Source organism: Clostridium sardiniense (assembly GCF_050584765.1).
Lineage (GTDB): Bacteria > Bacillota > Clostridia > Clostridiales > Clostridiaceae > Clostridium > Clostridium sardiniense_A.
The window spans coordinates 1-20787 of the sequence record NZ_JBNOOR010000008.1 but is presented as its reverse complement, the minus strand read 5'-3'; the positions used below and the strand labels follow the sequence as shown (position 1 = coordinate 20787).

Genomic DNA, 20787 nt, shown 5'->3' with positions numbered 1-20787 from the left:
AATTATAATTAATCCAATATAAACAAAAAAACTGTAGCTAAATCTAGCTACAGTTTTTTTGTTACTATTTATCTAATTCTAAAAGTGCTAATGCAACAGCACCTACAACACCGGCATCTGTTCCAAGACCAGCAGGTACTATTTGGCAGCTTTCTGCCATTGCTTTAAAGCATCTCTTCTTAACAACTTCACGAACTTTCTCAAAAACTATATCTCCAGCTTTTGATACTCCTCCTCCAATAACTATCATTTCAGGATCAAAAATTGCAATTGCATTAGCTATACCTATTCCTAAGAAAGTTAACGCATTATCTATTATGTCTTTTGCAACTTCATCACCATTTGCTGCTTCTTTAAATACTTCATATGATGTAACCTTATCATATCTCTTAAGTGAGGTTTCAACTTTGCTATTTACAGCTTCTTGACCTCTCTTACCTATAGCTGTTCCTGATGATAAAGCTTCTAAACATCCTATGTTTCCGCAATTACATCTTGGTCCAAATGGTGAAACAGTTGTATGACCAATTTCTAAAGCATTTGATGTATTTCCTCTGCATATGTTACCATCAACAATTGCTCCTCCACCTACACCAGTACTTACTGTGAAGTAAACCATGTTCTTTTTACCTTTACCTGCACCAAGCATATATTCTCCAATAGCTGCAACATTAGCATCATTATCTAAGAATACTGGAACATTAAATTTCTCTTTTAATGGTCTTACTAAGTTAAAGTTATTAAATGGTAAATTTGGAGTAGTAATTATTATCCCCTTTTTTGAATCTAAAGGTCCCGGTGATCCTATACCAATTGCCTTTATATCTTCTAAATTAGCATCTCCTTCACTCATTACAGATTGAATACTTTTAATTATTCTTTCTAGAACTCTTTCTTCCCCTTCGTGTGCATTTGTTGGAATTATGCTTTGTGATAAAACATTTCCTTCAAAATCTGCTAGAGCAGTACTTATTTTAGTACCACCTAAATCTACACCAACTACATACTTATTCATATAATCCTCCATCACTTATCATGTATTGTATCATTCCATAAAAATAGGACTTACTATTCTATTTTAATATATTTATAGAAATAATAAAGTCCTTATTATAATTAATTTAACCAATTTATTGTTCTTAATCGTTTTTATGAGCATTTATAACATAATTTCCTTGATTATCCACCCCTTGATTATCAACAATGAACCTGTTATCTTGTAGCATTGAACTTATTGTGCCTACACTGTCTTTATTCTCTTTATCTATTGATATTGTAAACTTATCCTCTTTATCAACTATACATAAATAATCATAGATATTACTATATTCACTTAACCCAATACTTCCTCGTATATCCATTCTATAATCAGACATAAGTTCTATTCCTCCAATCAAAGCAAAATACGGCTTTCTATACAATTATTAATTTATTTTTATATAATTATTATATGTAGTTTTACATAAATTATTAAAAATTTTGTTCTTATTGTTGTTTTAATTCCATTTATGGTATATAAGCTATAAAATTGATATTGTTTCTTTATTATTCCTTCATTTCCCTTAATAATTATTATTTTTATCCATATAATAAAAAAATATTACTAGGACATAAGTCCTAGTAATATTTTGAAATTAATCTTCTCTTTCACTATTTATCTTTTCAATTATTTTATTAGCCTCACTCTGAGGAACTTCCTCATATCTTTCAAAGGACATTTTATATTCACCTCTAGCTTGAGTAATTGACCTTAAATCAGTAGCATAATTAAACATCTCTGCTAAAGGAACCTCACAAACTACCCTTTGCCCATTTTTTTCTGGTTCCATTCCAATAATTCTTCCACGCTTTTTATTCATATCGCCTATAACATCCCCCATATATTCATCTGGTATTATTATATCAACTTTCATTATAGGCTCTAAAAGTATTGGTGTTGCTGCCTCAAGTCCTTTTTTATAGGCAATTGATGTAGCTATCTTAAATGCCATTTCTGATGAATCTACAGGGTGATATGAACCATCATGAAGTGTTGCTTTAAGACCTATCACAGGATATCCTGCCAATACTCCACGCTTTATACAATCCTTAAGTCCTTTTTCTACTGCTGGTATAAAGTTTCTTGGAACGGCCCCTCCAACAACTTGATCTACAAACTCTAATTCATCATTACCATCATATCTTCTCTCAAATTTTATTTTTACATCTCCATATTGTCCATGCCCACCGGATTGTTTTTTATGCTTTCCTTGAACATCAGCGCTTCCCTTTATAGTTTCTCTATATGGTACCTTTGGTTCTCTAAGTAATACATCTACCCCAAATTTATTTTTTATTTTACATGCTATAACTTCTAGATGAGTTTCTCCAATTCCTGATACTATAAGTTCTGCGTTTTCCGTATCACGCTTTACTTCAAATGTTGGATCTTCTTCTAATAATTTATTTAATGCAATAGATATCTTTTCTTCATCCCCTTTTGCTTTAGGTAAGACTGCCATGGACATTATAGGTTCTGGGAAATTTAACTTATCATATATTACCTTAAAACTTGGATCTGCAAGAGTATCTCCTGTGCCAGTAAACTGCAGCTTCGAAACTGCTCCAATATCTCCAGCTACTATTTCATCTGCTAGAATTTGATTTTTCCCTCTCATAAAGAATATATTAGATAATTTTTCTCTCTTATCTTTAGTTGTATTTATTACAGGCATATCATTTTTAAGTCGCCCTGTAATAACTCTAAATAATGAAATCTTACCTACAAATGGATCTGCTATTGTTTTAAATACTAATGCAGAAAAAGGTCCATCTTCTGAAAGACAAATATACTCTTCTTCTCCTTTTTCATTTATAGCCTTTTGTGCAAGTGATAACTCTGGTGATGGAAAACACTCAACTATGTCTTCTAGACAACAATTCATACCTATTGCTTTAACAGCACTTCCACACATTACAGGTGCTATCTCTCCTGTGCTACAACCGTTTATTAAGCCTTTATATATCTCCTCATCACTTAATGTTCCATCAGAGAAATATTTATCTAATAATTCTTCATCAGTCTCAGCAACTGCTTCCATTATCATTTCTTTACATTCATCTATCTTCTCTATTAAATTTTCTGGGATTTCTATCTCTTCTATTTTTTTAGTTTTAAGGTCATATAGTCTAGCTCTTTTCGATATTACATTTATTACTCCCCTAAAATCATTTTCTTCTCCTATTGGATACTGAATTGGTACTACACTTATACCAAATTTCTCTTTAAGCTCTTTTAAAGTTTTATCAAAACTTGAGTTTTCTCTATCTAATTTATTTATAAAGAAGGCTCTTGGTAGTTTTATTTTATTACAATAATCCCATGCTTTTTCAGTACCAACTTGTACACCTGATACTGCACATGTAACTATAATCCCAACATCAACTGCTCTCATCCCTTGAATACTTTCACCTACAAAATCAAAGTACCCTGGTATATCAACTAAATTTATTTTCGTATCTTTCCATTCTAAAGGTGAAATTGATGTAGAAAGTGATATACCTCTACGTTTCTCCTCCTCATCAAAGTCTGATACTGTGGTTCCATCTTCTATTTTTCCTAGTCTTGTAATTACTTTTCCATTGTATAATAATCCTTCAACTAAAGAAGTCTTTCCAGTTGCACCATGTCCTATAAATCCAATATTCCTTAAATTTTTTATATTATAATTTTTCATATATTATGAGGATATTCTTCAATTGATAATATACAATTGCGTTTCCCCTTCACCCACCTTTCAAAAACTCTCATATTAATTTTTATGAAGGTTTAGGCTATTTTAGACTTATAGTTTAATATAATTATATGTATAAATTTTTAGTTAACATTTCCATCCAAATATCTCTTAATATTCTATTTCATGATAAAATTAATAGATTTCTATAAAGGGGGAATGTCATATTTTTTTTGAGTTAACTAATAATCTAAGGGAGAGATTAGATGGCTTAAATGATATTGTTTATATTATATTTATGGTATCTTTAAATTGGTTTTTATATCTACCATTTATATTAATATCGCTACTTTACGAAGAACATATCATAGATATAGGTGTATTCTGCAATTTTTCTAACTATTCTAATACCTTATCTAATATTCTATTTAATGTGATCTTATTACCTCTCCTTCACACTTGCATTCAAGCTATTATAATAAGATTTCTTTTTAGGATAAATCTTACTAAAAAGCAAGTCTTATTCTTAGGTACTATCATTTTTAGTTTAATTCATTGTTATAGCATATTTTGCATAATTCAAATTGTAGTTCCTAGCTTCATACTATTTTATTCTTATATTTATTATAAAAATAAACAGCTACCATCATTTTACATAGTACTCAGTATAAGCATTATATCAAGTTTAATAACGTACCTAGAGCAAGTGTAATTAAATAAAAGCAGAGAATTTAAATTCTCTGCTTTTATTTAATATATATCTTTTAATCTTAGACTTAAACATATAAATGCATATATCATATACTTTTATACTTAACTACATATTTTCTATCTCTACAGACATAACATCATCAATATCATTTAACTTCTTAGCTAAATCTAATGATGATTCTTCTTTTTTAGCTTTAATAATAAAATGAATATTATATATACATATTGAATTCTCTAGACTTTTATCTGTCTTAAATGAAGACAATGTATAATTCTCATCTGATAATACCTCACCTATTTTGTTATCTGGGTACTTAGACATCTTTATACTTACATTAAATAATTTTGATCCTTGAACCTTTTTTAAAAAATGTAAATCTAAAAATTTTTGTGAAAATTTAAGAATAACAAATACTATAAGAGTAGTAAAAATACCTACCTCATACATTCCTGCTCCTATAGCTAGTCCTATAGCTGCTGTCGCCCATATTCCAGCTGCTGTTGTAAGACCTTTTATAAATCTCTTTTCTAAAAGTATTGTCCCTGCTCCAAGAAAGCTGATTCCACTAACAACTTGTGCTGCAATTCTACTTGGATCTAATCCTACATTGTTTAATGCTATAATATCACTAAACCCATATTTTGATATAATCATAAAAAGCGCACTCCCGACCCCTACCAAGAAGTGTGTCCTAAGTCCAGCTTCTTTAGAATTCATTTCTCTATCTAATCCGATTAATCCAGCTAAAATACCAGCCACCAATATCCTTAGAAGAAAATCTAATACATTTTCCATATCTCTATATTTTACTATCTTATAATAAGTAAAAATCCTCCTTTCTCTCCTTACCTTTATTAAATTAAATTTCAAAAAAGCCCACTCAAATATTGCTATATAGCAATCTCAAGAGGACTATATCTAAATCTCTGTCTAGCTTAAATTTTGTATTAAGTATAACATCCAACCAAAGCACTTTCAATTAAACTCCATATTATTTTCATTTATTTATTATTTAACTATAATTATAAAAAAATATTTCGATGAACGATTATAATTTTTCGTTAAAATTTAAATAAATATATAAAAAAGGAAAGGGCTAATTTAATACCCTTTCCTTTTTATTATTTAGAAAATGTAGTTTTATAGTATTTTCCGTCTAATATACTAGCTACTCCATTATTATAGTAAGAAACGAACTTACCCTTATACTTTGTTTCCTTTGAAGATTTAATATTCTTCACTATTCCTTTATCAGAATAGTTTACATATATATCTCCTTTACCATTAATAAAAATATCCTTTTTATTAACTGGCTTATCTAAAGCTATTTTCTCACTCTTAGAATTTATATCTTCTAAGTTCTTTTTAACTATTCCATTTACTAAATCACCTTTAAGCTCTCCAAGATACATATAACCATCTTCATCTATTCCTAAGATATCTATTGGCTCTTTAGTATTTATAGGTATTCTTTCATTAGGCTGAGTCATATGAACTATAGTTCCATTTTTAGCGGTATAGACTAATCTATCCTTAGTTGGCATTATTGAAACACTGCCTAAGCTTTTTACATTTAGAGGTACATCAGTTGCAAAGTTTTGGTTTATATCTACTCTATAAATAGCATTGTTTACCTTGACATATGTGACCCCTGTAATTGTTGAAGCTTGTATATCAAAATCCTTATATTTAGAACTATATGTACAAATATCAACTATTTTTTCATTAACTCCCTTTTGAGTATCATAGTTATATAATACTATTTCATTATCCTCTATTTCTAAAGTAAGTAACATATTTCTATCTTGTAGCCAAACAGACCTTAATATAGCTTTATCCTGTGAATCTTGTAATGGCTTTACATCTCCAGTAGCAGTATCACATATCTCTAGCGAATAATTTTCATAATAGCTTACATATCTACCATCGTAAGATACCTTAATATCTTCTGCATTAGCTGGTATTGCTACATGCATATTTTGATTAGTCTGATTATTGTTTATTGCTACTTGCTGCATATTAACATCAGTATTATCTTTAAAATAAAACTTATCCAGGAAAAATAGAACACTACACTGTAATATAAGTGATACTGCTATCCAAGATAATATCATCTTTAATTTCTTCATAGCTTCTCCTTTGTTATTTTACTATAATTGAGGATGCGATATATCTTTCTCCAAGTCCATTAGATACATCATTTATAACTTGTCCCTTTAAATACATTGTAGATGATTTTCCTCCATCTAAATTAATGGCAGTTACGCATTCTCCTTTTGTAAGCATAAGAGATTGAAGCTCAGTCATTGTACATCCTAGACCTCCAACCAAGTCTCTACCGTCAATAACCATCATTACTATGGATCCATCAGCTCTCTGTCCTATTGCTGTTCTTGGTGCTATACCTCTTGCCCCATCTGATCCTTCTAATGGAGTTGGCATACCATCTTTAATTAAAGTAGGTTTAAAACTAACAGCTTCTTGAACATCTAATGCTTTAAGCTCATTTATAGAGTATTTACCTGCAAGCATTTTACCTTCTTTTGTAATTGCCATACATTCAGTTTTTGTATCATTTGATTTTAAATCAGAAAAAATTAATTTTCCACCAGAAATTATAACACCTGTAGGTGTACCTCCATTGCCTGTCCAATTTGAACTACTAGAAGTATCTACAAAAGCTCCTCCATTTATAGCAGCTACAGCATTATTTTGTATAGCCATCTCTGAAGTTGTTTCACCTTTCTTATACATACTACTCGTATAAGCAACCTTTACTCTCTTAGGATCTTTAATTACTAACATATGTCCATTATATTTTGAGTTTTCAAATTTATAAAGTTCTATTGTGTCGTCATGTTTTGCATTTACTTGAACTACTGAATTATTGTTTTTAATACCCAGATTTTCATTTTGAGTACTAGAAGAATTGAGTATTTTATCAATTCTTTCCTTTGATAAAAACATTGTAGCTAAATATTGATGGTTAAAAGTAGTCATAGCTGAACCAACATATATTCTTTTTGCATTATCAAAAGGTCCATAAAGTAATACAAATGGTGCTGTAATTGCAGTAAAAACTAATTCAAAAACTAGAAATGCAACAACCCTTTTCCATTTTTTTCTTTTATTCTTTACTCTTTTGTTCTTCATTAAAACTCTCCCAAACAAAATTTTTTAAAAATACATTTTATTATTATATATTATTTTAAGGTTTAAATAAACATCTCTACTTAAGTATATTCCATATAATCAATCATAAAAACTAAATTTTCACGGAAATATAACAGTAAATTTACTATAACCCCTTATTTTTATAAAACATATATAATTAAATTACAATATCCGAATTTTGTCAATTAATCCTGTAAAAATTTATGTTTTTTTTAATATTTTCCTATCTTTTTAGATTTTTTATAATTTTATGTAAAATATTGTATTATTATCTTTTTTTGAAAACATTTAATATATATGTAGAAAATAATTAGGTGAAAACGTATTTCAAAAAGAAGCCTAATAAATAACAAAAGCCTAGATTTTAATCTCTAGACTTTTTATTTATAAATATATAGCTAAGCTTTCATATGGTCTTAAATTTATAACTTCTGATATTTTACTATCATCATAGTTACTTATTAATATCTTGCTATTTTCTAAATTGTAGTTAGATAATGAAACTTTAGATTCAGTCCCATAGAAATTACATAAAACAATAAGCTTTTTATCTCCAAGTACCCTCTCGTAAGCTAATATGCTATCACTACCTTTTAATAAAGGTACAATCTCACCCTCACTAATTATCTCATGATGTTTTCTTAAATTTACTAAATCTTTATAGTAATTGTATATAGATTTATCATCATTTAAGTTTTTCTCTACATTTATATCTTTATAATTCTTTGATATATTTATCCAAGGTGTTCCCTTAGTAAACCCGCTATTTGCCTCTCCATTCCACTGCACTGGAGTACGAGAATTATCTCTTGATTTAGATTTAAGAATATCTAATACCATATTCTCATCATAACCTTTCCCATTAAGCTCTTTAAATGCATTTATAGATTCAACATCTCTGTATTCATCTATACTTTCAAAGTTTGGATTTGTCATTCCAATCTCTTCACCTTGATATATATAAGGTGTTCCTCTCATTAAATGTATAGCAGTTGCTAGCATTTTCCCGCTCTTTTCATGGAAGTCCTTATCATCACCAAATCTTGATAATACTCTTGGTTGATCATGGTTACACCAAAATAATGCATTCCACCCATCCCCTTCTTCCATTCCTACTTGCCAATCAAATAATATATCCTTTAGCTTTTTAAAGTCAAAATCCATTAAACTCCACTTCTCGCCATTTAAATAATCTACCTTTAGATGATGGAAGCTAAATGTCATAGTTAATTCTTTTCTTGATGGTTTTGTATATTTAATACAATTATCTATTGTTGTTGATGACATTTCACCTACAGTCATCGAATCATCATACTTAGAAAATACCTCTTCATTCATTTCTCTTAAATACTCATGAATTTTAGGTCCATCTGTATAGAATCTTCTACCATCATGGTTTGCATCTTCTAAAGTATCATTTAAGAATCTTTGATCTTTAGATAGTAAGTTTACAACATCAAGCCTAAACCCATCAACACCTTTATCCATCCAAAATCTCATCATCTTATAAATTTCTTCTCTTAAAATTTTATTTTCCCAATTTAAATCCGCTTGAGTTACATCGAATAAGTGAAGATAGTATTTATCTAAGCTTTCAGCATACTTCCAAGCTGATCCACCAAATTTTGATATCCAATTTGTTGGTGGCTCTCCATCTTTTCCTTTTTTCCATATATAGAAATCATGATATGGATTATCTTCGCCTTTTATAGCTTCTTTAAACCATTTATGCTCTGTAGATGTGTGATTGACTACCATATCCATTATTATCTTTAACCCTCTTTTATGAGCTTCATCAAGTAGCATCTCAAAGTCTTCCATTGTTCCAAACAAAGAATCTATATTGTAATAATCAGCTATATCATATCCATTATCATTTTGTGGAGACACATATATTGGAGTAAGCCAAACTACTTCTACTCCTAAGTTCTTTAAATAATCTAATTTTTCTATAATTCCTTTAATATCTCCAATTCCATCACCATTACTATCATTAAAGCTCTTTGGATATATTTGATATACCGTAGCTTTTTTCCACCAATTATTCATTATAATTTCTCCTCCTAATATTACTTAAAGGAATTGCATACTATTAGTGCAATCCCTTCAAGTTTTAGATTATCTATCTATTATTTTTAATTTGATCCCTTTTGTAGAATATAAATGTTAATATGAATGGTACTACTACTGCAACTCCCATAGATATCATATATGTTATCCAATGGCTAGGTTGTATTGCTAAGAATGCTGGAAGCCCTCCAACACCAATTGAGTTTGCAAGTACTCCTGTCATTATTGATACTACTGATGCTGATGCTGAACCTATGATAGCTGCATAGAATGGATATTTAAACTTTAAGTTCACACCAAACATTGCTGGTTCTGTAACACCAAGCCAAGCTGATATTCCTGATGAAAGTGCTATTGATTTTATCTTTGAGTCCCTCTTATACAATATAACCATAGCCATTGCAGCTGAGCCTTGTGCTATATTACTTAATGCAATTAAAGGCCATATCATTGTTCCTCCATTATTAGCAATAAGTTGTAAATCTACAGCTAAGAATGTATGGTGAAGCCCAGTTATTACAAGCGGTGCATATAAAAGTCCGAAAATTATAGCTCCAAATATTTTAAATGGTCCAGTTAAAAGGTATGTAAATACCATTGCTATACCATCACCTATTTCACGTGATACTGGCCCTATTATTATATAAGAAAGAAGTACTGTAACTATTATTGCAACAAATGGTACTATAATCATTTTTAATACATCTGGTATATATTTCTTTATTGTAAGTTCTATCTTTGATAATGTAATACCTGCAAGGATAGCTGGTATTACTTGCGCTTGATAACCAACTTTGTCTATTGTAATAACTCCAAAATCCCAGAAAGGAATAGCTCCTTTTGCAGCTGCCTCTGCATAGCCGTAAGCATTTAGTAATTGTGGTGATACTAAACATATTCCAAGTACTATACCAAGTATCTCAGATCCACCAAACTTCTTAACAGTTGACCAAGTAACACCTACAGGCAAGAAGTGGAATATAGCTTCTCCTATTACCCATAAAAAGCTATGAACTTCTCCAAGTACAGGATGCAATTGAATTAATGTTTGAGTTCCATCTCCAAATATAGCTAAGTCACCAATAATGTTTCTAAATCCAAGTATAAGACCCCCAGTTATAATAGCAGGAAGAAGTGGTATAAATATTTCAGCAAGTCCACTTACTATACGCTGAACAATATTCATATTTTCTTGTGCTACCTTCTTACTTTCTTCTTTTGAAACGGCCTCAATATTTCCTGCTTCAGTAAAATCATTAAAGAATTCTCCTACTTTATTTCCTATTACGATCTGAAACTGACCTGCATTTGTAAATGTACCTTTTACAGTATCTAACTTCTCAATTTCTTTAGGTTTCGCTTTAGATTGATCCTTTAATACAAGTCTTAATCTTGTAACACAGTGAGAAGCACTAACTATATTTTCTTTTCCACCAACTAGTTCTAAAACTTTTTCGGCTTCTTTTCTATATACTCCCATTTGTATCCTCCTTTTATATAACGTTTTCTTTCACGTTGTAAACGTTTGACCATTATTTATATTTTTATAATAACTTGTTCAAACAAGTTTGTCAACACTTGTTTGAACAAGTTATTAAAATCTAATGACTCCTAGTAAAAAAATGTATATAATATACTTACAGAAATATTTTGAAAGGAGACAATTATGTCTAAAAGTAAATACTTAGATGTATATAACTATCTTAAAGAAAATATATTAAATGAGAATTTTAAAGCTGGGGAGAAATTACCTTCAGAAAGCGAACTTACATCTAGATTTTCTGTAAGTAGAAATACAGTTAGAAGAGCAATAGATATGTTAGCTACTGATGGGCTTACAACAAGTGTTCATGGAAAAGGTGTATTTGTTATAGAAAATAAACCTTTTAAATTTTTAGTTGGAGGACTTCAGAGTTTTAAAGAAGCATCTAAAAATAATAGTATTAAGTTTATAACCAACGTTCCATTATTTGAGGAATTGATTGTAGATGATAAATTATCAAAAAAGACTTGCTTTCCTACTGGAAGTAAAGTTCTACATATTCTAAGAGTCAGAAATATAAATGATGAAAATGTAATCTTAGATATAAATTATTTTTTACTTGATACAGTTTTGGGATTAACTAAAGAAATGGCTTCTGGCTCAATATATAAGTTCCTAGAAGAGGATTCAAACATTAAAATAGCAGGTGCTCAAAAATTAGTGTCTGTAGAACCAGCAACTTCTCTAGATAGAGAATATATTGATTTAGGAAATAATGATTTAGTGGCAATAATCAAAAATTTTGCATACTTAGATGATGGTACTCTGTTTGAATATACAGAATCTCATCATAGACCTGATAAATTTACATTTACTACATTTGCACGTAGGTCTAATAGCTAAAAAAGTAGTATAAAGGGTTTACCCTTATACTACTTTTTATTTTCTAAATATATTATATAAGCCTTATTGTGCTAATCAACTAAACCTCTATTTTCGAAATACTTATTCTTTATTATATAATCAGCTATTTGATATGCCTCTTCTAACTTTTCTTTTTCTTCTGGAGTAGGATTACCAACTACTACACTTCCTTTAATTACAGTAGCATCTCTATTTGTATTTAAGAGATTTCTTCCCATAAACTTAGCATCAGTATCTATTCCTAAAAGATAAAGAATTGTAGGTGCTATATCAGTTTGTCCCCCTGGTACATTTAGAGTCTCTCCCTTTATCCCTTTTCCATAAATAAATAGTGGTATTTTATGGTCTACTTTTTTCCACCAATCTCCTTCGAGAGGTAAGTTTTGAATTTCATCATTATAGTATTTATGGACTCCTGTGTGATCTCCATATATAACAAGTACAGTATTATCTAAAAGTCCAAGTTTTTCTAACTTATTCATAAAGAAACCTATTTGCTCATCTGCATAATGAACACTTTGGAAATATCCACCAAGCTTGCTCTCATCAATTTCTTTTGGAAGCTTTAATTTTCTATATTCATCAGGTAAATCAAATGGTCCATGACTTGATAAAGTAGGAATCATTGAAAAGAAAGGTTCTTTTAATGTCTTAAGTTTATCTGCATATTGATCATAGAATGATCTATCTGAAAGTCCCATTCCAAAGAAATCATCTGTATTATAGGAATCTACATCCCACATTCCTTCATATCCTAATGCGTTACTGTGAGCTTCAGACCAATTCCAATCACCAGCTCTTTCAGCATGTGTAGATACTGCAGTATATCCATTTTTCCTAAGTATTCTTGGAAGAGCAGGATATTTAACATCAGCATTAGTTAAGAAGGTGATATTATCACCTAATGTTAATAATCCTGAGTTAACCATCATATCGCAATCAATACTATTTCCCGCATTATTTTGCTCATATATATTATCAAAGTAAAATGATTTATTCATAAGCTTATTCAAATTTGGAGTTATCTCTTGCCCATATACTTTCTGTCCTATTACAAAGTTTTCTAATGACTCTATTTGCATGAATATAACATTTTTTCCCTTAAACATTCCCTTATATTCATTATCAGGTAATTTTTGATTATTCCATTTAAGCCATTCATCAACTTGTTTCATCTGATCTTCATTTGGTTTCATATTCTTTTTGTCTAATGCTACTGCTGCCTCGTATATATGATATCCTATTGGAGAAGCATTGTGCATCATAGCAAATGGTGACCACTCAGTACTCATATATGATACTCTACCATCAGTAATATCTTTTACATCAATTAAGTAGTGAGTTCCATATATAGCAGCAATGCAAGCAACTATCCCACCAATTGCTAGCTTTACATTTTTCTTATAATTATTTATACACTTTGCTTTATTTCTTATTATTATAAAAATTGGTATATCTATTATAAACAGTAGGTCTAATATATCTGGGTTTACCAGACTTTGTTTTAATGGATTAAACATTTCTCTAAAGAATATATGTCTAAGACCCAAATAATCTCTATTTGCTCTATAGTACCAAAGATCTGCTAATAATAATAATGAATATAAAACATCTATTACTATTAGATAGCTAAGCTGTCTTTTACCCTTAAAGAAAAATGCTGGAATAACCAATATTGTTATAAATGCTATATGTGCAAATATTAATTCTATATCTACATGAACTCCCCATCCAATAAATGTTCTTCCTGTATTTGAAGCGCCTATAGCCATAAATGACACTGTCTTTATTATAAGCATAAGTACCACAGCAATTTTAATTATAGTTTGATTACTTATTTTCCTAAAAATATCACATGCCTTTTTAAATTTCATAATTTTACCTTCACCTATTTCATCCTACTTCTCTTGTCTTATAAAATAAAGTTTTAAATATATCTTTTAAATATCTCCAATTTATAATTTTTAAATTAGCTAAGCCACTCTTTTATTTTTTCTACACCAGATACTGCTAATATTATAAATAACCAACATACTATATATGAATATCTTGATTGCATCTCTGTAACCAAGTAAGTTACTCCATATCCGCAGAATGTTATATAAAATAAGTTTATTTCTGGATTATTTTTAAATCTCTTTTTATTAAACAATCCTATAAACACAAGTATCATTATTAATGCATAAACGAATTGGAAAATCTCTTTTCCTCCAATATCAAAATTAACTATTATATCCTCTTCCGGAACATTAAGCTGTGACCAGAATACACCACTTAAATCACCTTCACTCCACTGAATTGCATATTTACCTATATAGAATTCTGACAGTGTTGAAATAGGCGTAGTTGTAAGTCTTTCAAATATAATATCCTTACATGCATTTTGTATATCATCGTAATTAAAGTTATACATTTCTGGAATTGCTGCATCATCTGGATTCCATCTTCCACCATACTCTACATTTGTACCTTTAAGCACATTAGTAATTGATGGTTCTGAACCTCTCCATAGGTTATTTTCAGTAATTTTTAATGCTCTTAAAGTTGTGCTAGCTATTCCTAATACTAATATAAATGATATTACTACCATAAGTACATACTTTATTTTATCTTTTACAGTATTATTTGTATATATGATTATATACATAACAAATGCTATTACAGTTACTACTGCAACCATTCTAAATAAGTTTCCAATTGATAAAAGTACGCCTGCTAAAATAAACATAGCTGGATGAACTTTCTTCTTACATGCTAGAAGAAATACATATATACTACCTAAGTAAAATGGTATAGCTAAATTTTCTGTACACAATACACCAGTATATGTTATAAGAGGTGGAAAAACTGCCGCAATTAGTCCCCCAATTATTGCATACTCTCTCTTTTCAAATACTTCTTTAAGTATTAGGTAAATTAAATAAATTACGACTACACCCATTATTAAATTAACGACTTTCATTGCTAAAATCGCATTTGGGAAAATTTTAAGCATAAGTGCCATATACATAACCATTACAGTTAAATGAGGAAATCTTGCTATGTACCCTGTACCCCATAACATACCATAGTTACCTTCTAATACTGCTTTTGCAGTTTCATACATAGTATTAAAATCTGATACCGGCACTGATTTCACATTTATAAGCCATAATAACCTCAATAAAAATCCCCATAATAAAACTATTATTATTTTACTTTTGTTTGTAAGATATCTAGTCTTTATTAAAAAATATCCTAATACAATACTTATTCCATATAGTGCAATTGAAATTGCAGTTGATAAATCTAATCCTTTATAATAGACCTTTAAACTACCTATTGCTGCAAGAACCAAAATAAGTATTAATGGCTTTAACGCTATGGTAACGAAGCTTGTAAAACCATTTCTAAACTTTTTCATTTCCATTATAAATTCCTCCTAAATTATAGTAAATATTCTTAACTACAGAATTTTACAAATATCATTGTATCACAATATTAATAGCTTTTGGCGTACTGCATACACACTTTGTAAAACTTATAGTCATTTTAATAAAATTTTAAGTATTATAAAAAAGAGTAGAAGACTTAAATGTCTTCTACTCTTTTATTTAATCTTTATAATGTTAAAAAGACTTTCATTACATGAATAATCCTGCACCTGGTCCAAGTGGTAACCCTAATACAAGCCAAATAATTAATAGAGCTGACCATGATACTAGGAATGCAACTGAATATGGAACCATTGTTGAAATTAATGTTCCTATTCCCATATCTTCATCATAAACTTCTGCGAATGCAACTATTAATGCAAAGTATGTCATAAGTGGTGAAATTATATTAGTAGTTGAATCACCAATTCTGTATGCCATTTGAATAAGCTCTGGAGAATTTCCAAGTTCCATAAACATAGGTACAAATACTGGTGCCATAATAGCCCATTTTGCTGATGCTGAACCCATAAATAAGTTTATAAATGCTGCAACTGCTATAAATCCTAATATTAGAGGTATTCCAGTTATATTTGCATTTCCTAGGAAATCTGCTCCCTTTACTGCAATAACAGTACCTATATTTGTATGGTTAAAATAAGCAACAAATTGAGCTGCGAAGAATACTAATACTATGTATCCTCCCATTGACGCCATACTTTTACCCATTAAATTGATTACTTGCTTATCGTTTGTTATATCTCTCTTACCAATTCCAAACGCAACTCCTGGTATAAAGAATGCCATAGCAATTATTGTTACCATTGAGTCCATGAAAGGTGATTTTAATATTTCTCCTGTTTCTGGATTTCTAAGTGGTCCCCACTCTGGAACAACAAGTAATGCCATAAATATTACAAATAAAAGTAATGCAATCCCAGCAAATTTTAATCCTCTTTTTTCTTCTGGACTAATATCTGTTATATCTTCAACTAATTTCTTTCCTTTATATGGCCCAAGTCTTGGTTCTACAACTTTTTCTGTAATTATAGTACCTACAATTGTGATTAAGATAGTTGATGCAATTAAAAAATACCAGTTTGAAGCTATACCTACTTCATATCCAGCCTGAACCATTTGTGCTGACTCTTGAGTTATACCAGCAAGTAATGCATCTGTTGGTCCAAAGATAATATTTGCACTAAATCCACCTGATACACCTGCGAATGCTGCAGCAATCCCTGCAAGTGGATGTCTTTTAAAGCTTAAAAATACAACTGCTCCTAAAGGTATAAGAATAACATATCCTGCATCTGATGCAATATTTGAAACTATCCCTGCAAAAACAACAACAACTGTAATTAAACTCTTAGGAGTACTTGTAACAAGCTTTCTTAATAATGTTGCTATAAGGCCTGTCCCTTCTGCAACACCAACTCCAAGCAATGCAACTAAAACTGTTCCAAGTGGTGCAAAACTTGTAAAGTTATTTACAGCACTTTCAAACATATATCTGATTCCTTCTGGCGTTAAAAGAGACTGCACTGTTACTGTTAATTCTTTAATCTCCATTGTGGCTCTATCTAATCCTGTATATGTAACTCCTACTCCCATATTAGCTAAAATAGCTGATAACCCTATAATAATTGCGCATAATATAACAAAAATAGTAGCTGGATGTGGTAGTCCATTTCCTACTCTTTCAACCATGTTAAGAAATCCTTTTTTCTTCACTTTCTTTTCCATTGATAAGCCTCCCCCTTAATAAATATTAATAATTTCGTCCTTATAATAACTACATATGTTTTTAATATGAGAACATTATATAATATTTCCTTGAATAAAACAACATTTTTATTAACAATTAGGTAATTTTTTGTTAATAAAAAGCCTTAAATCATTATGTTTTATATAAAAAAGATATAATTCTATATAAAAATGCTAATTTATTTTACTAAACGATTTTATTTTCTATATTTTTCCTTAACATTTCCTTATTTTTATTTCAGCTTTATGATATAAAGTATTGCATATGATAAAATATATTTATCATCAAATAACGGGGGAGAATATATGAAAAATAAAAAACTAAAAAAAGGACTTATTTATAGTGCTATTGCTATTTTTGTCATTCTTATAGGTTATGGAATTGCCTTTTATTTTAGCTTCTTTCAAGGAGATACTTATGTTAAAAATGGACAAGTAGAAAGTAAAATTACTCCTGAAAATTATGAAAGTATTTATACTCAATCAATTATTAAGAATGGAGAAACAGAAAGTAAACTTACTCATAAAGATTATAACGGCATTTATCCTCAATCAGATACTCTAGATAATATTAAATTAAGTAAAGTTAATGATGTAAAAATAAGTATCTTAGGAAAAGAAGTTCCGAAAGATATTCAAGTTTTATTGAGATCACAAAGATATTATCTTCCATTAGATTATGTAACTAAAATTTTTGGATATACTTCTACTAAAGAAAATCCTTTAAACTTTGAAAAGAAAGACTCAAAAATTATTTTTTCCGAAAAAGAAGCAATTATTAACGGTAAAAAATATGATTTAAGGGGATGGCTTCCAAAATACGAAAATCAATATTATATCTCAATATCAGATATTGAGTACATATTTTCATTGACAGCAGTATTTGATTTTAAGGATAACTCAGTAAAATTATTAAAATCAAATTATAATCGTGCCACTAATGGAATAGCTCCATTAAAAGATGGTAAGGCTGCACTAATTAGACTTGAAGATTTTTCAGCAGGTGGAGCTTTATATACGGATATAAATCAAACTAAATTAAAAGCTATGGGAGACTATTTATATAGTAATGGTATAAGATTTCATGTAGCATGGGTTCCTAGATATAAAGAGCCTGATATAAACTTTGATAACGACCTATTAACTAATCAATGTATAAATAATGTGGGCTTCGTAAATCTGTTAGATTATATGATAAACAGTGGTGCAGAAATTGGGCTTCATGGATATACTCATCAGGCAGGTGATAGTACTAGTTTATCAGGAATTGAATTATCAAGTAAATTTAATCCAACAGAGCAAGAAACAAAAACAGTTATTGAAAGTGCTCTTAAAAATGCAAATGAATTAAATATACCTGTTTATTTCTTTGAGAGTCCTCATTACCAAGCAACTAGGAAACAAAAAGATGTTATACAAGAATATTTTAAATATTTATATGAGCCATATAGTGTATTGTATTATACTGCTCTTAAGGAAACTGATAAAGGGAATGTATATATACCAACACCACTTAGTTATGTTCAGAATCATGATACGAAACCGATGATTAAGAATATTGAGAATCCAAGACCAGATATGCTGGCTTCACTATTCTATCATCCAACTTTAGAACTAGATTATATAACCGTATCCGATGCTAATAATACATTTACAGAAAAATTTGCAGATAACTCTCTAATAAAATCAATAGTTAATGCATTAAATAAAAATGGATACTCAACTATAAATGTCACAGATATTAAATAAAAATATTAAATGAAAAAGCAAAGATCTAATAAAAGATCTTTGCTTTTCTTCTCTCTTTTATTTTTATTATTATAAATGCTACTATAGACCCTGTAGCAGCACCTGAAGTATCTATTAATACATCAGTAAGCCTCCCTGCTCTTCCTTCAACAAATGTTTGATGAAATTCATCAGTTGAAGCATAAAGAAATGATAAGAGAATTGAATATATTAACGCCTTTTTATTACTTATATAGAATCTTAACATATTAAAATATAATAAGTTTAATATTAAATACTCTGTAAAATGTGCTCCTTTTCTAATTATAGTAATTGCTATATCAACATAATTTGCACTTATATTAACTCCTAGTGATTCCACTAGTCTTAATACAAAATCACTTTGTCCATTTGAAACATCTGCAGATTGATTTGACATATAAAATATAAATATCATCCAACCGATTAGAATAATCCAAGCTATTATTTTTTTTAACTTAATACTCATTTAGAAAAAAATCTCCCATCGATAGTTATAGAATATATTATACTATAATAAATCTATCAATGTAAATTTTGCATTCATCTATAAACCTGCATATCTATAATTATACTGCTTAGCTTTGCTCTACTATATACTTGTTTATATATGCTAGAGATTCTTCCAAAATACTTTGTCCACGATCTAGATTCTCAATCTTAATATCTAAATTGCATAATCTTTGATCTATAGAATGCATATGATTCTTTAGATCTTGCAATAATTTTGTTTCATATGGTATTTGTATACCATCAGCATCTATAAAAATTCTTTCTGGTGGATCTCCACATTCTGAACACTTACAATATATTTTATTAGCATTTATATCTCTAAATAGCTTAAAAGTATCATTTTTGCATGAAACACAAGTTGATAGAATTTCATACCCATCGCTACCTGCTTCATATAAATATTTGCTTCCACATTCTCTACAAGTTGCTTGAATATTATTATCTATAGTCTCAATTTGAAATTTATTTCCTGAACAACCTTCTTTCTGACATACAACTGTTCTAATCATTTTACCATCTCCCCAATCATAAATACTATACCTTACTAGGTAATTATATTCCTGGGTAGATGTAATTATTCTAAAAAAAGAAAATAGAAATCTAACCTATTTTTTGTTAGATTTCTATTCTACATAACTACACCTTTATTACTATATCCACTATCTTTGTAATTCATTAATACCTTCTTCAACTTCTTTAATCTTTATATCTATATTAGAAGTTTTCTTTCCAGCTAAAATTAATTCTCGCTTTTCGAGCTTTAATTGTTTAAGACATTCCTTTAATTCCTCTATCTTTGTCAAAAAAAACACTCCCCATCCTAAGCTTTAAAAGATTCTAATTTTATATATTCTTATTATATTATATGCCTTTATAACCTTTTAGTTCCACCCTCTGAAAACGTAACCATACAAATTAATTATTTCTATACATTAATTATATATAATCATTAACGACTTGTACATAATTAACTTTAGTAATATTTTTTCATTTTATTACATTTTGTAGTCAATATATTAAAATTTATATAATTATTTTATTATTTATAATAAATAATATTCATATTATGTAATTTATGGTGATAAAACTCGTTGATACTAATTATAAAAGTTATATAGAAGATATAATATTACAATCTTTTCAAAATTCTTAAAATAAAAAAAGCTATGAACACAAGTTCATAGCTTTCCACCTATTTGGTGGAGATAAAGAGATTCGAACTCTTGACCCCCTGCGTGCAAGGCAGGTGCT

The 20787-nt window shown here is 29.2% G+C and carries 16 protein-coding genes; 2 read left to right on the top strand and 14 right to left on the bottom strand.

What is annotated here, in order from left to right; translation table 11 throughout:
- Positions 1–64 precede the first annotated feature (64 nt).
- From ACQPUW_RS16660 to treP, 8 genes are all read right to left on the bottom strand, one after another.
- Positions 65–1015: an ROK family protein gene (locus ACQPUW_RS16660; RefSeq protein WP_430838586.1), complete on the bottom strand. Its 951-nt coding sequence runs from the start codon at positions 1013–1015 to the stop codon at positions 65–67.
- A 124-nt stretch (positions 1016–1139) separates the two neighbouring features.
- Positions 1140–1376 carry a hypothetical protein gene (locus ACQPUW_RS16655; protein WP_430838585.1) on the bottom strand — a complete coding sequence of 79 codons (237 nt, stop codon included), beginning with the start codon at positions 1374–1376 and terminating at the stop codon, positions 1140–1142.
- 258 nt (positions 1377–1634) lie between these two features.
- Entirely contained in the window at positions 1635–3716 is a 2082-nt protein-coding gene (gene fusA, locus ACQPUW_RS16650; protein ID WP_430838584.1) for an elongation factor G, read from the bottom strand.
- Positions 3717–4530: 814 nt separating this feature from the next.
- On the bottom strand, positions 4531–5220 hold the full coding sequence (locus ACQPUW_RS16645) for an MgtC/SapB family protein (RefSeq protein ID WP_430838583.1): 690 nt from the start codon (positions 5218–5220) through the stop codon (positions 4531–4533).
- Positions 5221–5546: 326 nt separating this feature from the next.
- Positions 5547–6554, bottom strand: a complete 1008-nt coding sequence (locus ACQPUW_RS16640) for a hypothetical protein (RefSeq protein ID WP_430838582.1) — start codon at positions 6552–6554, stop codon at positions 5547–5549.
- A 13-nt stretch (positions 6555–6567) separates the two neighbouring features.
- Positions 6568–7578 carry a phosphodiester glycosidase family protein gene (locus ACQPUW_RS16635; protein ID WP_430838581.1) on the bottom strand — a complete coding sequence of 337 codons (1011 nt, stop codon included), beginning with the start codon at positions 7576–7578 and terminating at the stop codon, positions 6568–6570.
- Positions 7579–7983: 405 nt separating this feature from the next.
- Positions 7984–9648 (bottom strand): alpha,alpha-phosphotrehalase, encoded by a 1665-nt coding sequence (gene treC / locus ACQPUW_RS16630; protein ID WP_430838580.1) that lies wholly within the window; start codon positions 9646–9648, stop codon positions 7984–7986.
- Between the two features lie 73 nt (positions 9649–9721).
- The gene (gene treP, locus ACQPUW_RS16625) at positions 9722–11149 is read right to left on the bottom strand and encodes a PTS system trehalose-specific EIIBC component (RefSeq protein WP_430838579.1); all 1428 of its coding nucleotides are present in this window, start codon (positions 11147–11149) and stop codon (positions 9722–9724) included.
- A 186-nt stretch (positions 11150–11335) separates the two neighbouring features.
- Here treP and treR point away from each other — a divergent pair, with 186 nt between their 5' ends.
- The gene (gene treR / locus ACQPUW_RS16620) at positions 11336–12055 is read left to right on the top strand and encodes a trehalose operon repressor (RefSeq protein WP_430838578.1); all 720 of its coding nucleotides are present in this window, start codon (positions 11336–11338) and stop codon (positions 12053–12055) included.
- A gap of 71 nt (positions 12056–12126) precedes the next feature.
- On the opposite strand, the gene ACQPUW_RS16615 is transcribed toward treR, so the two are convergent.
- The 3 genes from ACQPUW_RS16615 to ACQPUW_RS16605 form a co-directional block, all read right to left on the bottom strand.
- Positions 12127–13950, bottom strand: a complete 1824-nt coding sequence (locus tag ACQPUW_RS16615; RefSeq protein WP_430838577.1) for an LTA synthase family protein — start codon at positions 13948–13950, stop codon at positions 12127–12129.
- Between the two features lie 95 nt (positions 13951–14045).
- A complete protein-coding gene (locus tag ACQPUW_RS16610; RefSeq protein WP_430838576.1) occupies positions 14046–15485 on the bottom strand; it encodes a glycosyltransferase family 39 protein in 1440 nt (479 codons plus the stop codon).
- Positions 15486–15699: 214 nt separating this feature from the next.
- Positions 15700–17235: an AbgT family transporter gene (locus ACQPUW_RS16605; protein WP_430838575.1), complete on the bottom strand. Its 1536-nt coding sequence runs from the start codon at positions 17233–17235 to the stop codon at positions 15700–15702.
- A gap of 327 nt (positions 17236–17562) precedes the next feature.
- Here ACQPUW_RS16605 and ACQPUW_RS16600 point away from each other — a divergent pair, with 327 nt between their 5' ends.
- Entirely contained in the window at positions 17563–19005 is a 1443-nt protein-coding gene (locus tag ACQPUW_RS16600) for a DUF2334 domain-containing protein (RefSeq protein ID WP_430838574.1), read from the top strand.
- A gap of 25 nt (positions 19006–19030) precedes the next feature.
- Here ACQPUW_RS16600 and ACQPUW_RS16595 read toward each other — a convergent pair whose 3' ends face one another.
- From ACQPUW_RS16595 to ACQPUW_RS16585, 3 genes are all read right to left on the bottom strand, one after another.
- Entirely contained in the window at positions 19031–19492 is a 462-nt protein-coding gene (locus ACQPUW_RS16595) for a VanZ family protein (RefSeq protein ID WP_430838573.1), read from the bottom strand.
- Positions 19493–19601: 109 nt separating this feature from the next.
- Complete coding sequence (locus tag ACQPUW_RS16590) at positions 19602–20045, bottom strand: hypothetical protein (RefSeq protein WP_430838572.1); 444 nt, start codon at positions 20043–20045, stop codon at positions 19602–19604.
- A gap of 150 nt (positions 20046–20195) precedes the next feature.
- Positions 20196–20339 carry a hypothetical protein gene (locus tag ACQPUW_RS16585; protein WP_430838571.1) on the bottom strand — a complete coding sequence of 48 codons (144 nt, stop codon included), beginning with the start codon at positions 20337–20339 and terminating at the stop codon, positions 20196–20198.
- Positions 20340–20787 lie beyond the last annotated feature (448 nt).